A 14,032-nucleotide genomic window follows, 5' to 3' on the forward strand; every position below is an offset into this window, starting at 1 on the left:
TCACATGCCCAGTTTCTCGAAGATCTTGTTCAGCTTCTCTTCCAGCGTCGCCGCAGTGAACGGCTTCACCACGTATCCGCTGGCCCCGGCCTGCGCGGCGGCAATGATGTTCTCTTTCTTCGCTTCTGCCGTGACCATCAGCACCGGCATTGCCGCCATCCCACCGTCGGCGCGGATCGTTTTCAGCAGCTCCAGGCCATCCATGTTCGGCATGTTCCAGTCAGAGATGACAAAACCAAAGCCGCCCGCCTGCAGTTTATTCAGCGCATCCACGCCGTCTTCTGCCTCTTCAACGTTGTTAAATCCCAGTTCCTTTAACAGGTTGCGCACGATACGACGCATGGTGGAAAAGTCATCCACAACCAAAAACTTAAGCTCTTTATCCGCCATAAAATAATACTCCTGATTCAAATACGTATTGCCTGTCCGGCACTGATTTTCGCCAGCATCTGCTGGCTTACCTGGCTAAGATCGACCACTTCGCTGACGCCACCGGTATTGATGGCCTCGCGCGGCATGCCGAACACCACACAACTGGCTTCATTCTGCGCGATGGTCCAGGCTCCGGCCTGGTACATCGCATGCATCCCGGCCGCACCGTCGTTGCCCATGCCGGTGAGGATCACCCCTACGGCGTTGCGCCCCGCGTGCTTCGCGACCGAATGAAACAGCACATCAACCGACGGGCGATGGCGATTAACCGGCGGCCCGTCGTGAATTTTGATTTGATAGTTCGCCCCGCTGCGCGCCAGCTCCATATGCTTATCGCCCGGCGCAATATAGGCATGACCCGGCAGGACGCGCTCGCCGTCTTCCGCCTCTTTAACCGTGATTTGGCACAGCTTATTGAGGCGCTCGGCAAATGAACGGGTAAAGCCCGGCGGCATATGCTGCGTGATCAGCAGCGCCGGGCTGGAGAGCGGCAGCGGCTGGAGTACATGACGAATAGCTTCAGTACCGCCGGTTGACGCACCGATCGCAATCAGCTTTTCGGAGCTCAGCAGCGGGCCAGACTTGATCGCCACCGGCGCGGCCAGCGGTTTGTGGGCGCTAATGCGCGCACGCGAGGCGGCGCGCACCTTCTCAGCAATGGTTTCGCTGTAGGCCAGCATCCCCTCACGAATGCCCAGCTGCGGTTTGGTGACAAAGTCCACCGCCCCCAGCTCAAGCGCGCGCAGCGTTACCTCCGAGCCTTTACCGGTCAACGAAGACACCATGACCACCGGCATCGGCCGCAGGCGCATCAGCTTCTCGAGAAAGTCCAGGCCGTCCATGCGCGGCATTTCGACGTCCAGCGTCAGCACATCCGGATTGAATTTTTTAATCAGATCGCGCGCCACCAGCGGATCCGGCGCGGTAGCGACCATTTCCATATCGTCGTGGCTGTTAATGATTTCCGTCATGATCTGGCGCATCAGCGCCGAGTCATCAACGGATAACACCCTGATTTTACTCATGCTCTTCCCTTACTTAGCGCATAGACCGTCTGTCCACGCAGGCTGAACTCACGGGAGAGATGGCTAAAGTTCTCTGAATGACCGGCAAACAATAATCCGTCCGGTTTCAGCAGTGACACAAAACGCTTGAGGATCTCCTGCTGCGTAGTTTTATCAAAATAGATCATCACATTACGGCAGAAGATCGCATCGAACGGACCGGGAACGTTATAGTGGGTATTGAGCAAGTTCAGCGTGCTGAAATCCACGTAGTTCGCCAGCTCGTTACGCACCCGGACCAGTCCGGAGTGCGGCCCGGTCCCGCGCATGAAATAACGCTGCAGCTGCTGCTGAGAGAGCGTTTTCAGCTCGTCCATGCGATAAATGCCGCTCTGCGCTTTTTCCAGCACTTCGGTATCGATATCGCTGGCATACACTTTCCAGCGGCCCGGCGCGGTACCCAGGGTATCGGCCAGGGTAATGGCGATGGAGTACGGCTCTTCCCCGGTCGACGCCGCAGCGCTCCACACCCGGTACTCCCCCTGCCGACGCGCGGCATGTTCGGCGAGCGTCGGGAAGTGGTGCGCCTCGCGGAAGAACGCCGTCAGGTTGGTGGTCAGCGAGTTAATAAACGCCTGCCATTCCGCGCTGTCGCCGTTGGCCTCCAGTTGCCCCAGGTAATGACCAAAATCATCCAGGTTCAGCGTCCGCAGACGCCGCACCAGACGGTTGTAAACCATGTCACGCTTGTGATCGGCCAGCACGATCCCGGCGCGCTGGTAGATCAGTTGACATATCCGACGAAACTGCGCGTCGGTGAGCGTCAGGCGCTGCGTCAGCTGGCTCAGTAATTGCGATTGCCCATTTGGCAGAGATACAGTCATAGCGCCTTCTTACATCACATCATTCAGGAAACAGCGGGTATCGCGGCCGGCGTAACGTTTTCACGCGCCACCGCCGCCTTCACTTCTTCAAGTTCAAATACGGAAACCACGGTCGTTAAGCGATCGGCCTGCCCGGCCAGCTGTTCGGTGGCCGCGGCCCCCTCTTCCACCAGCGCGGCGTTTTGCTGCGTCACCTGATCCATCTGGCTGACCGCCTGCGCCACCTGTTCAATGCCGCGGCGTTGTTCATCCGAGGCGGAAGCAATTTCGCCCATGATGTCGTTCACTCGGGTCACCGACTGCACGATCTCACTCATCGTACTGGCCGAGGTTTCCACCAGCGTGGAACCTTCCTGTACGCGGGCAACCGACTCTTCGATCAGCACTTTAATTTCTTTCGCCGCCTGGGCGCTGCGGCTGGCGAGGTTGCGCACCTCCCCGGCTACCACGGCAAAACCGCGACCCTGCTCACCGGCACGCGCAGCCTCCACGGCGGCGTTCAGCGCCAGAATATTGGTCTGGAAGGCAATACCGTCAATAACGCTAATAATGTCGCTGATTTTCTTCGAGCTGGTGGCAATGTTATGCATCGTCTGCGCCACATGATTTGCCTGTTCTCCGCCGCGCTTGGCGGTATCTGCCGCGCCGTGCGCGAGGTGAGACGCCTGGCGGGCGTTGTCGGCGTTCTGGCTTACCGTTGCGGTCAGCTGTTCCATGCTGGCCGCCGTTTCCGCCAGCGAGGCCGCCTGCTGTTCAGTCCGCGCAGACAGATCGTTGTTGCCTGCGGCAATTTCCGAGATCCCGGTGTGCATGGCGTAGCTGCCCTGACGCACTTCCCTGACGGTGTCACGCAGCGAGTGCTGCATGGCCTTCAGCCCGGCAAAGATGGCGCTGATTTCGTTCTTGCCGTAGACCGCAATCGGACGCGCCAGGTTGCCTTTCGCAATGCTTTCAAAGTGGTGGCTGATAATCGCCAGCGGTCGCACCACCATATGGCGAACCCACCACAGCGCACCCACGGTAATGAGTACGGAAATGACGACCATCGCCATAAACATCATCGTCGAGCGCGTGTAATCGCTCTGACTTTCACGTTCGGCGGCAGCAACGTAGCCGTCAATGTTCTTACGCCAGTTCTGGTACTCACCGTCAAACTGATCCTGGGTTTTTTGCACCGGTGCGGCGACAAACTCCGCCAGCTGGTTGTTCTCAAGCCAGGCGACCTGATGCGCCAGCATCTCGTGCCAGTTGGTAAACGCCGTTGCGGTTGCCGCCTGCAGCGTTTTGTCGTGCTCACTCATCAACGGCAGCGCCATAAACCCCTTAAACAGCGCATCGCCCTGCGAGAGATTCTGTTTGACGTCGTCGATCATGCTGCGCACTTCACCAGGCGGATAGCTCAGCGCCGTCAGGGTGCCCGCTTTGTTCAGCATGGTGCTGGCCTGCAGCATCGCAGCGCGCGATTCCGTCAGTGTGTTCAGCTGCTGGCTGCTTTGTTCAACCTGATAAATGTTGTTTTGTCCGTCGCGAAAGGCCCAGAAAGAGAGTCCGTTACTGCCAATCTGCAAAATGCCGCAGATAATTAAAATCAGAAACAACGTGGTAGAGATTCGAATACGATAAAGCATCACCACACTCCTAAAGGCGGCCTGGACCGCGGATAAAATTAAAAGGTTTCCCAGTTGCTTTCGGCGACCGACGCCTGGCGTTTGTTAGCGACCAACGCGCGCGCCGCCGGTGCCGACGCTGGCGCGCTGCTGTGCGCGGCAGCGTTTAAACGAAAGGCGGCGACGGCCTGATTCAGGCGCTCAGCCTGCTCTTCCAGCGCCGCGGCGGCCGAGGCGGACTCTTCCACCAACGAGGCGTTTTGCTGCGTGACGCTGTCCATCTCGGCAACCGCGATCGCCACCTGGTCGATACCGCGGCTCTGCTCGTCAGAGGCCGAGGCGATTTCGCCCATGATGTCGGTCACGCGCGTCACCGCATTAACGATATCAGTCATCGTTTCCCCAGCGGTTTCCACCTGCGCGGAGCCGGTTTCGACGCGGGAGACCGAGTCTTCAATCAGCGCTTTGATCTCTTTTGCCGCCTGTGCGCTGCGGCTGGCGAGGTTACGTACCTCACCGGCCACCACCGCAAAACCGCGTCCCTGTTCGCCCGCACGCGCCGCTTCGACGGCAGCGTTCAGCGCCAGAATGTTGGTCTGGAAAGCAATGCCGTCAATGACGCCGGTAATGTCGGAAATTTTTTGCGAGCTGGCGGCAATCTCGTGCATGGTGTTGACCACGCCGTTGACGACGCTGCCGCCGTGCAGAGCGGTCTCGGAAGCGCTCTGTGCCAGATGGGATGCCTGACGGGCATTTTCGGCGTTCTGTTTCACCGTAGCCGTCAGCTGTTCCATGCTGGCCGCCGTTTCTTCCAGCGCAGCCGACTGTTGCTCGGTGCGAGAAGACAGGTCGTTATTGCCCGCCGCAATTTCGCTGGTGCCGTGATAGATAGCCACCGCCCCTTCACGCACATGGGTCACCGTATCAATCAGCGAGCTCTGCATATGCGTCACGGTGTCAGCCAGTTCGGTAATTTCGTTGCGCCCGCGCAGGCTCAGACGCGGCGTCAGATCCCCGGCGGCAATCTGCCGGATGTGCCCCATTACCGCAGCCAGCGGCTTAAGTAAAATGGCGCGAATACCAAACCAGGCGCCGACCACCACAATCACCAGCACCACGGCCAGAATCGCCAGCTGCCAGCGAGCTATCTGGTAGTCGCTGCTGCTGGTGGTAAAGGCGCGCTGGTAGAGCGCTTCGCTTTGCGAAGCGTACTGGTTCATCGCTTCGCCCATCGCGTTCTGCATCCCCTGCGTCGGCTGGGCAAAATAGGCGTCCATATTGCCGGCCTCCAGGAAGCCCACCAGCTCCTGTAACGCAGCAAAATAACGTTGATATGCGGCGCTCACCTGGGCGCTGGCATCGTGCATTTCTGCCTGCGCCGGCAGCGCGCTGAAGCGGGCAAAATGGCTGTCCGCCTGCGCAAGCGTGGTGCGCGCATTCTTCAGCAGTTCAGTTTTGGCGCTGCTCTGCTGATTAGTGGCGTCCATCATCATCCGCGCCGAGGACCGGCTCAGGTTGATGCGGGTTTGCAGCAGCAGATCCCACGCTTTGGTGAGTTCAGCCTGTTGCGTACGAAGAGTGTTAGATTGCGCAAAGCTTTGTTGGTTTTGCTGGAGCGAGGAGAACAGAAATCCTCCGGAGACCAACTGCAAAAGTGCGAAGACGACCAGCACCAACATCAGCAGCGTGACAACGCGGATACGGTTTAACATACAACACCTTCTCTATGACTTGTTATTCGGTGTTATCGGCATCCCAAATAGAAACTTTATGCGCGCGCGGGGTAAAAATCGTCCGCCCTCACGGGCACGAAAGCGCAGCGCCGGCGAGTCACTGAATCACAACGCTTTTTATAAAATATAAAAAAAAGTTGTAAATCCCCCCGCTTTCATACAATTTATGTAGTGAATGAATTGATGACATTACATAACTAAAAAATCATTTTTCATCGCAGGGCATATTCGTAATCTGACGGGGTATTTTTTGTGGCAAACGCAAACAAACTCACGGTTTTTATCGTGATTTTTATGCTGGCGGGGATTCTCACCGGCGCAATGATCCATTCTTATGCATCAACTCAGACTATCGAAGTCTGGTCCAGCAACATCACTCTCCTGACTGACATTTTCCTCCGACTCATTAAAATGGTGATTGCACCGCTGGTGTTCAGCACCCTGACGGTCGGCATCATGAAGCTTGGCGAAACGTCTACCATTGGCCGCGTCGGCGGTAAGGCCATGGTCTGGTTTATCAGCTCATCGGTGCTGTCGATTCTGGTGGGGCTGTTTATCGTCACCCTACAGCATCCGGGCGCGGGCCTGAATCTGGCGATACCGAAAGATACGGTCGACACCGGTCTGGCCGTCAGCGGTATGAGCCTGAAAGGCTTCTTGTCGCATACCATCCCGACCAGCATCGTCGGCGCGATGGCCGATAACGAGATTTTGCAGATCGTGGTGTTCTCGATGTTCTTCGGCATCGGCGGCGCGTCGCTCGGTCAGAAGTTCAACGCACCGTTGGTTGCCGCGCTGGACGTGGTCTCCCACATTATGCTGAAGGTGACCGGTTACGTGATGTACGTTGCGCCGCTGGCCATTTTTGCCGCCATCTCGTCGGTCATTGCAACCGAAGGGCTGGGCATTTTGCTTAACTATGCCTCGTTTATCGGCGGCTACTATGTGGCTATCGTGCTGACCTGCTGCGTACTGGTGGCTATCGGCTATATGGTGTTGAAAAAAGAAGTCTTCCGCCTGCTCAGCATGCTCAAAGATCCGGTACTGGTGGCCTTTACCACCAGCAGCTCAGAAGCCGCCTACCCGAAAACGCTCGAACAGCTGACCAAATTTGGCTGCTCACGCAATATCGTGTCCTTCGTGCTGCCGATCGGCTATTCCTTTAACCTGGTGGGCTCGATGGTCTACTGTTCCTTCGCCTCAATGTTTATTGCTCAGGCGTATAACATCCACCTCAGCTTCTCTGAGATTGCGGTACTGATGTTGACGCTGATGCTGGCATCGAAAGGAATTGCCGGGGTACCGCGCTCGGCGCTGGTCGTGCTGGCAGCCACCATCCCAAGCTTCAATATTCCGGTCGCGGGCATCCTGCTGCTGATGGGGATTGACCATTTCCTCGATATGGGACGTTCGGCGATTAACGTGCTTGGCAACGGCGTCGCGACGGCCATGCTGTCGCAGAATGAAGGCCTGCTGGCGCAGGAAGAGCCGCAAGTGGTACAGCAGAACGGGTAAATAAAAGCCAGACCTCTGGGTCTGGCTGGACAATCGCCGTGTAGCAAGCAACGGGCCTGTCGTCACAATACGACGGGCCCGTCTCTCATCAGGCGGCGTGAATCGTTGCGCTGTCCAGCAGCGCCATCTCTTCACTGTTGAGCAGTTTCTCAATATTGACCAGAATCAGCATGCGATCGCCCAGCGCGCCCAGCCCGGTTAGATATTCGGTAGAGAGGGTCACGGCAAACTCCGGCGCCGGACGAATCTGCTCCGCCGCCAGCGACAGCACGTCAGAAACGCCGTCGACCACAATACCCACCACGCGCTGGCCGAGATTCAGCACGATCACGACCGTGTTATCGTTATATTCCACGTCTTCCTGGCTGAACTTCACCCGCAGGTCAACAATCGGCACAATCACGCCGCGCAGGTTGGTGACCCCTTTTATAAACGCGGGCGTGTTAGCAATGCGCGTGACCTGATCGTAACCGCGAATCTCCTGCACCTTCAGAATATCGATGCCGTACTCTTCGTTACCCAGCGTAAATACCAGGAATTCCTGCCCTGTCGGTTCACCCGCCAGCTTTGTTACATTCGTCATACCGGTCATGTTTTCTACCTTTTCTCTGCGTTTCAGGCGGCTGTGTTCGCCAGACGTTTATCACGATTCAGTCCCTGCAGTGCCGAGACGTCAACAATCAGCGCGACGCTACCGTCGCCAAGAATGGTCGCCGCCGAGATGCCCGGCACTTTGCGATAGTTGCTTTCCAGGTTTTTCACCACCACCTGGTGCTGACCAATCAGCTGATCGACCAGCAGCGCATAGCGGCGGCCCGCGCTTTGCAGGATGACCACAATCCCCTGCGTGGCTTCGGTTTTCGCTCCCTGCACATCGAAGGCTTTCCACAGTTCAACCAGCGGCAGGTATTCACCGCGCACTTCCAGCACGCGCTCACCGCCCGCCAGCGGGTGCAGATCCTCTTCGCGCGGCTGCAGCGACTCCATCACCGCATTGAGCGGCAGGATAAACACCTCTTCGTTGACCTTCACCGACATGCCATCGAGGATCGCCAGCGTCAGCGGCAGCAAAATGCGGATGGTGGTGCCTGCGCCCTGTTTAGACTTAATTTCAACGTGGCCGCCCATCTCCTGGATATTTCGCTTCACCACGTCCATGCCAACGCCGCGCCCGGAGACGTCGGTTACCTGCTCAGCGGTTGAGAAGCCCGGCGCGAAAATCAGCATGCCGACTTCTTCATCGGTCATGCTCTCGCTGACCGCCATCCCCTGCGACAGCGCCTTGGCCAGAATACGTTCGCGGTTCAGCCCCGCGCCGTCGTCGGTGACTTCGATGCAAATATTACCGCCCTGATGTTCGGCGGAAAGAATCAGGTTGCCCACGGCGGATTTTCCCGCCGCCAGCCGCGTTTCCGGCAGTTCAATACCGTGGTCGAGGCTGTTACGAACCAGGTGGGTTAACGGATCGATAATGCGTTCAATCAGACTCTTATCGAGTTCGGTAGAGCTGCCCATCAGCGTCAGCTCTACCTGCTTGCCGAGTTTGCCGGCCAGATCGCGCACCAGCCGCGGGAAGCGGCTGAACACATACTCCATCGGCATCATGCGGATAGACATCACCGACTCTTGCAGATCGCGCGCGTTGCGCTGAAGCTGCCCCATGCTGGTGATCAGATCACCGTGTGAAACCGGATCGAGCGCGTTGGAACGCTGGGCCAGCATCGACTGGGTAATGACCAGCTCACCCACCAGGTTAATCAGCTGATCGACCTTTTCAACCGCCACGCGAATGCTGGTTGACTCGCTGCTGCGCGCAGCCGGTTTTTCACGCTCAACGCGCGGTGCGGCGGCGGAAACCAGCGCCACGGGCGCAGCGGCCACTCGCGCAGGCGCCACCGCGTCTACCGCCGGCGGCGTCGCGGGCACGACCGCTTCGGGCGTCGAGACGGTGCTGAAGGCTATTTGATCGGCTTCAATGACGAAGCACAGCACCGCGACGATATCGTCCGGATCTACGCTGCTGTCGAGCACCGCGGTCAGAGAGTCGGCCGTTTTTTGCACCTGGCTTAGGGTCGCCAGGTTCCCCAACTCCTCTTCCAGCATATCCGGCTCACCGGCCTTCAGACGGGAAAGCGTAATCTGCGTTTTCCCCGCGGCATCGGCGGCCTCAATCACGGCCTCTTCTTCCTGCACGTGATTGTCGACCACGCTCAAATGGGCGCTGCCGGCCACCGGCGGAACGCTTTCGCCTTTTGCCTCAAGCGCCAGCTGACGCAGCGCATTGCAGATGTATTCGAAGCTGGCTGCATCCGGATCGGTGGAGCTTTTATAGGCGTCGAGCTGTTCCTGCATAATATCTTTGGTTTCCAAAAACAGGTTGATAATATCGGTGCTGAGCTTCATTTCCCCGCGACGGGCGTCATCCAGCAGGTTCTCCATCAGGTGAGTGGTTTCCTGAAGAACGGAAAAGCCAAAGGTCCCCGCGCCACCCTTGATGGAGTGCGCTGCGCGGAAAATGGCATTCAGCTGTTCAGCGTCAGGGTCATCCACCACCAGATCCAGCAGATGCTGTTCCATGTCGGCCAACAGCTCGTCGGCCTCATCAAAAAATGTTTGATAAAAATCGCTGATATCCATGCTCACGCTATCACCTCGAGTCGGGTTGTGGCGTCGTCGTACCGGCCGCCGGTGACGAGTTTGTCGGCGGCTGTAAAACGCTTAAGGGTTCATTCTGGCTCTCGGCATTCTCATGGAGAATGGCCTGCTCAGCCTGGTTATTAAGCACCAGCAGGCTGATGCGACGGTTAATCGCATCGTTGCCGCCGTGCTCTGATAGGCGCATCGAGTTAGACATCCCGATGACGCGTAAGACTTTGCCGTCATCCAGCCCGCCGGCAACCAGCTCGCGACGCGACGCGTTGGCGCGATCCGCCGACAGCTCCCAGTTGCTGTAGCCCCGTTCGCCGGTGGCATACGGATAATCATCCGTATGCCCGGAGAGGCTGACTTTATTGGGAATTTCATTCAGTACTGGCGCAATCGCCCGCAGGATATCGCGCATATACGGTTCTACCTCTGCGCTGCCGGTTTTAAACATCGGCCGGTTCTGGCTGTCGATAATCTGAATTCGCAGCCCCTCCTGCACGAGATCGATCTTCAGATGCGGGCGCAGCGCGCGCAGCTTCGGATCGGCTTCAATAAGCTGGTCCAGCTCGCCGCGTATGCGCTTCAGCCGGTTGGTTTCCATGCGTTTTTTCAGATCATCAATCGTTGGCTGCTTGTGCACCTCGCCCTGCTGCTGGGTGACATCATCACCGCCGCCGGGAATCGGGCTGTCGCTGCTGGCCATCCGCTGACCGCCGGTGATGGCGGTTGCCAGCGGCGTACGGAAGTATTCGGCTATCTGAATCAGCTCTTTCGGGCTGGAGATGGAAATCAGCCACATCACCAGAAAAAACGCCATCATCGCCGTCATAAAATCGGCATAGGCAATTTTCCACGAGCCGTGGGCGCTGCCGTGAGATTTATGTTTGCGCCGTTTGACGACGACAATCGGATGCGATTGGTTCTTCATGCGTCCTCGGTGGTCGTTTGCTGTTGCCCCGCCGGGTTGCGCACCGCGCGGACGTGTTCTTCAAGCTCAATAAACGACGGACGTTCGCTGGTGTAGAGCGTTTTACGACCGAACTCAACGGCGATCGGCGGTGCATAGCCGTTCAGATTCGACAGCAGCGTAATTTTCACGCACTGCATCATTTTGGTGGTTTCCGCGCTCTTCTGGCGCAGCACGCTGGCCAGCGGCGAGACAAAACCGTAGGCCAACAGGATCCCGAGGAAGGTACCGACCATCGCGTGGGCAATCAGCGCCCCCAGCTCCGCCGCCGGACGGTCGGCAGAACCTAATGCGTGCACTACCCCCATAACCGCCGCCACGATGCCGAATGCCGGCAGTGAGTCGCCCACCAGCGCCAGGCTGTTGGCCGGCACTTCGCTTTCGCTTTCGTGGGTTTCAATCTCTTCATCCATCAGCGCTTCAATTTCGAAGGTGTTCATGTTGCCGCTGATGATCAGGCGCAGATAATCGACGATAAACTCCAGCATCACCGTGTCGGCGAGAATGCGCGGATAGCTGGCAAAAATTTCGCTCTCTTTCGGGTTTTCAATATCACGCTCGAGCGAGAACATCCCCTGCTGACGCGACTTCGCCATCAGGCGATACAGCAGCGCCAGCAAATCCATATACATCGTTTTGGTGTATTTCGAGCGACGGAACAGCAAAGGCAGCGCTTTCAACGTGCCTTTGATAGCCTTGCCGTTGTTGCCCACGATAAAAGCGCCAACCCCCGCCCCGCCGATAATAACCAGCTCGGCCGGTTGATACAGTGCTCCAAGGTGTCCGCCGGTCATCATGTAGCCGCCGAAAACTGTCCCCAAAACAACCAGGTAACCTATTAAGATAAGCACGCTATCATCCTTCCACTGTTGACTAAGAGAGGAGACAGATGAGCAATGTCACCCACGCACGGGTAAAAAAAAGCAGCGGCCCTAAGGCCGCTGCTGGAGTGTTTTGTCCACACCGTGTGAGGTTAAACAGCTTGCCCTATCTGTTCATCCAGCAGTTGTGGATTACTATCGGCAAGATCCTCGGAAAGTTTACGTCTTTTTACGGCACGAGATGGCGGCTGGCACAAGCTGCATACAAAGCTGCCAACGGGCTGATGAGCGTGGGTAATGAAGTTACCGCCGCAGGAATGGCAGCTGGAGAGTTCGAGCATGCCGCTTTCCACGAAGCGAACTAACGTCCACGCGCGCGTCAGGGCCAGCAGCGGCCCGGCATCCTGTTGCGGGCACTGCTCAAGATACAGACGGTAGGCTTTGATCACGGCGTCAACGCCAGAACATTGCCCACTTTTGAGTAAGAACTGCCAGGCATTGCAGAACATGGAAGAGTGGATATTTTGCTCCCATGTCATAAACCAGTCCGTGGAAAACGGTAGCATTCCCTTCGGTGGCGGGCTGCCGCGAAGTTCTTTATAGAGCTTAATCAGCCGACCACGGCTGAGCTGAGTTTCGCTTTCCAGCATCTGCAAACGAGCGCCCAGAGTAATCAGCTCCATCGCAAGCTGAATATCGCGGGCTTCCTGAACAATGCTTTTTTCGCTCATCGTCAGGCCCTTTTCTTACGGGCAGGTTCGCCTGAGTTACTGGCCTGATTCAGCAGTCGGGTGGACAGCAGAATACCGGTATGGATTTGCTGTAAATCGTCAACGCGTGATTCTTGCGTCAGGCGGGTGATGGTCTGGGAATCATCAAAACGGAACTGGCAGACCAATTGATTTGTTTCGGCCAGCTTCACCATCTGGGGGAGCGTCAGTTCCCCGAGGACTTTCGCCATATCCTCGTTAATACCGAGGCGGAACATGGCTGAAGCCTTATCCTGACCGATCAAACGCTGTGCAAGGAGCAAATAAGACAAGTTGATGTCATAGATGTGCTTTAGCAACTCGGATGTATGCATTTTCCCCATCCCGAATAACCAATTAGTACTTTATGCGGACAATCCGCATACTATAAGGGCTTCCCCGAACAGTCAACGCCGGTTTTTAATTTCTGTCTGTTCATCAATGAAAGGCAAGGGATAAGACTGCGCTACTATAAACGGTCATGCTGAATCGCTAGTGATTCGGACCCTGATGAAAGACGCTCGTGAGATCCTCCTTCGTTAATCGGATAGTGATATCCAGTAGGATATGCAGATACTTCTCACGGGGGTCTAACCCTTTACCATCAACAATTTACAGTTCAGTTACTACTCAGTTAAATTTTTCATGTTGTTGAATACAGTCTGAAGTCATCGCCGTAATGTAATGATGCCCAGCACAACCTCGCATTCTTGGCGGCGATTGCAACGACAGCACGCCAGTATCCCCGCCTACCAATCAACGAGCAGACCCAACGGCTAAACGGGTCCGTTCTATTCTCTGCCCCTACCATTACAGAACGGGCTCCCTGGACCAGTAGGGTTCGCAGATAGGCATCACCCGCTTTTGTTATCCTGCCAAGCTTTGATTTTCCGCCACTACTGTATTGTGATGGCGTTAGCCCCAACCAGGCTGCCAGTTGGCGCCCGTTCTTAAAATCATGGGCATTGCCAATACTGGCGACCAGCGCACTCGCTGTGGTGGGCCCAACACCTTTCAGTTCCATTAACTGCTGGCTGCGATGATCTGTTTTGGCCACACGAGATAATACCCTGTCATATTCGGCGATTTTCTCTTCAATATTAGTGACATGTGTCAATAGATCATCAATGCACAGCCTGACCTGTACTGGCAGAGTTTCCTTCTGGTCAGAAACAACATGACGCAGAGCATCAGTGCTTTGTGGGGCAATAACCCCGAATTCAGATATCAGGCCCCGAAGACGGTTATACGTTGCTGTTCTTTCCTGGATAAATCCCTGTCTTGTCCGATGTAAGCATTGCATTGCCTGCTGGCTTTCGTCTTTGACTGGTACAAAGCGCATATGCGGCCGCTGCACTGCCTCACAAATAGCTATTGCATCAGCTGCATCATTTTTCCCGGTCTTACCCGCCATGCGATAGGGTGAGACAAATTTCGGAGCCATCAACCGGACATCATGGCCATACTGCCTGAATAATCTTGCCCAATAGTGGGCACCCGAGCAGGCTTCCATTCCAATGACACAGGGAGGTAAACCTGCGATGAGTTCAGAAAGTGCTGCACGCGACACCTTGGGTTTAACCAGAACAGCTTTACCATTTTGGTCAATGCAGTGAACAGCAAACACATTTTTAGCAAGATCGATACCGACAGTGGTGATGGTCATAACGAATC

Annotated in this window: 13 protein-coding genes; 1 reads left to right on the forward strand and 12 read right to left on the reverse strand. The window is 56.4% G+C overall.

Annotation, left to right across the window (positions count from 1 at the left end; genetic code table 11):
* Genes cheY through tar form a run of 5 tightly spaced genes read right to left on the reverse strand, consistent with a single transcriptional unit; the run spans position 1 to position 5,639 of the window.
* On the reverse strand, positions 1 to 390 hold the full coding sequence (gene cheY / locus H7R58_RS13835; RefSeq protein WP_064544650.1) for a chemotaxis response regulator CheY: 390 nt from the start codon (positions 388 to 390) through the stop codon (positions 1 to 3).
* Positions 391 to 407: 17 nt separating this feature from the next.
* Entirely contained in the window at positions 408 to 1,457 is a 1,050-nt protein-coding gene (locus H7R58_RS13840; RefSeq protein ID WP_106927819.1) for a protein-glutamate methylesterase/protein-glutamine glutaminase, read from the reverse strand.
* Positions 1,454 to 2,320, reverse strand: a complete 867-nt coding sequence (cheR, locus tag H7R58_RS13845; protein ID WP_182930409.1) for a protein-glutamate O-methyltransferase CheR — start codon at positions 2,318 to 2,320, stop codon at positions 1,454 to 1,456. Before cheR ends, H7R58_RS13840 begins: the two co-directional genes overlap by 4 nt.
* 23 nt (positions 2,321 to 2,343) lie before the next feature.
* Complete coding sequence (locus H7R58_RS13850) at positions 2,344 to 3,948, reverse strand: methyl-accepting chemotaxis protein (RefSeq protein WP_182934400.1); 1,605 nt, start codon at positions 3,946 to 3,948, stop codon at positions 2,344 to 2,346.
* A gap of 38 nt (positions 3,949 to 3,986) precedes the next feature.
* A complete protein-coding gene (gene tar / locus H7R58_RS13855; RefSeq protein ID WP_182930407.1) occupies positions 3,987 to 5,639 on the reverse strand; it encodes a methyl-accepting chemotaxis protein II in 1,653 nt (550 codons plus the stop codon).
* A 273-nt stretch (positions 5,640 to 5,912) separates the two neighbouring features.
* Between tar and H7R58_RS13860 the strand changes: the two genes are divergently transcribed.
* Complete coding sequence (locus H7R58_RS13860; protein ID WP_106927827.1) at positions 5,913 to 7,175, forward strand: dicarboxylate/amino acid:cation symporter; 1,263 nt, start codon at positions 5,913 to 5,915, stop codon at positions 7,173 to 7,175.
* Positions 7,176 to 7,263: 88 nt separating this feature from the next.
* Here H7R58_RS13860 and cheW read toward each other — a convergent pair whose 3' ends face one another.
* From cheW to H7R58_RS13895, 7 genes are all read right to left on the reverse strand, one after another.
* The gene (gene cheW / locus H7R58_RS13865; protein ID WP_106927829.1) at positions 7,264 to 7,767 is read right to left on the reverse strand and encodes a chemotaxis protein CheW; all 504 of its coding nucleotides are present in this window, start codon (positions 7,765 to 7,767) and stop codon (positions 7,264 to 7,266) included.
* A gap of 23 nt (positions 7,768 to 7,790) precedes the next feature.
* Positions 7,791 to 9,818, reverse strand: coding sequence for a chemotaxis protein CheA (gene cheA / locus H7R58_RS13870; RefSeq protein ID WP_106927831.1), 2,028 nt, complete (start codon positions 9,816 to 9,818; stop codon positions 7,791 to 7,793).
* 4 nt (positions 9,819 to 9,822) lie between these two features.
* Entirely contained in the window at positions 9,823 to 10,749 is a 927-nt protein-coding gene (gene motB, locus H7R58_RS13875) for a flagellar motor protein MotB (RefSeq protein ID WP_106927833.1), read from the reverse strand.
* Positions 10,746 to 11,639, reverse strand: coding sequence for a flagellar motor stator protein MotA (gene motA / locus H7R58_RS13880; protein WP_064544632.1), 894 nt, complete (start codon positions 11,637 to 11,639; stop codon positions 10,746 to 10,748). Before motA ends, motB begins: the two co-directional genes overlap by 4 nt.
* A 122-nt stretch (positions 11,640 to 11,761) precedes the next feature.
* Complete coding sequence (flhC, locus tag H7R58_RS13885; RefSeq protein WP_106927835.1) at positions 11,762 to 12,346, reverse strand: flagellar transcriptional regulator FlhC; 585 nt, start codon at positions 12,344 to 12,346, stop codon at positions 11,762 to 11,764.
* Positions 12,343 to 12,693 carry a flagellar transcriptional regulator FlhD gene (flhD, locus tag H7R58_RS13890; RefSeq protein WP_197974856.1) on the reverse strand — a complete coding sequence of 117 codons (351 nt, stop codon included), beginning with the start codon at positions 12,691 to 12,693 and terminating at the stop codon, positions 12,343 to 12,345. The genes flhC and flhD overlap by 4 nt, the downstream gene beginning before the upstream one ends.
* 308 nt (positions 12,694 to 13,001) lie before the next feature.
* Positions 13,002 to 14,024: an IS110-like element IS5708 family transposase gene (locus H7R58_RS13895; protein WP_000156884.1), complete on the reverse strand. Its 1,023-nt coding sequence runs from the start codon at positions 14,022 to 14,024 to the stop codon at positions 13,002 to 13,004.
* Positions 14,025 to 14,032 lie beyond the last annotated feature (8 nt).

It is taken from the genome of Klebsiella sp. WP4-W18-ESBL-05, from assembly GCF_014169075.1.
GTDB classification, from domain to species: Bacteria; Pseudomonadota; Gammaproteobacteria; order Enterobacterales; family Enterobacteriaceae; genus Kluyvera; species Kluyvera ascorbata_B.

Excerpts from the sequence above, each read along its gene's own strand:
- cheY (WP_064544650.1), bottom strand. The coding sequence starts at position 390 with ATGGCGGATAAAGAGCTTAAGTTTTTGGTTGTGGATGACTTTTCCACC.
- H7R58_RS13840 (WP_106927819.1), bottom strand. The coding sequence starts at position 1,457 with ATGAGTAAAATCAGGGTGTTATCCGTTGATGACTCGGCGCTGATGCGC.
- cheR (WP_182930409.1), bottom strand. The coding sequence starts at position 2,320 with ATGACTGTATCTCTGCCAAATGGGCAATCGCAATTACTGAGCCAGCTG.
- H7R58_RS13850 (WP_182934400.1), bottom strand. The coding sequence starts at position 3,948 with ATGCTTTATCGTATTCGAATCTCTACCACGTTGTTTCTGATTTTAATT.
- tar (WP_182930407.1), bottom strand. The coding sequence starts at position 5,639 with ATGTTAAACCGTATCCGCGTTGTCACGCTGCTGATGTTGGTGCTGGTC.
- cheW (WP_106927829.1), bottom strand. The coding sequence starts at position 7,767 with ATGACCGGTATGACGAATGTAACAAAGCTGGCGGGTGAACCGACAGGG.
- motB (WP_106927833.1), bottom strand. The coding sequence starts at position 10,749 with ATGAAGAACCAATCGCATCCGATTGTCGTCGTCAAACGGCGCAAACAT.
- flhD (WP_197974856.1), bottom strand. The coding sequence starts at position 12,693 with ATGCATACATCCGAGTTGCTAAAGCACATCTATGACATCAACTTGTCT.
- H7R58_RS13895 (WP_000156884.1), bottom strand. The coding sequence starts at position 14,024 with ATGACCATCACCACTGTCGGTATCGATCTTGCTAAAAATGTGTTTGCT.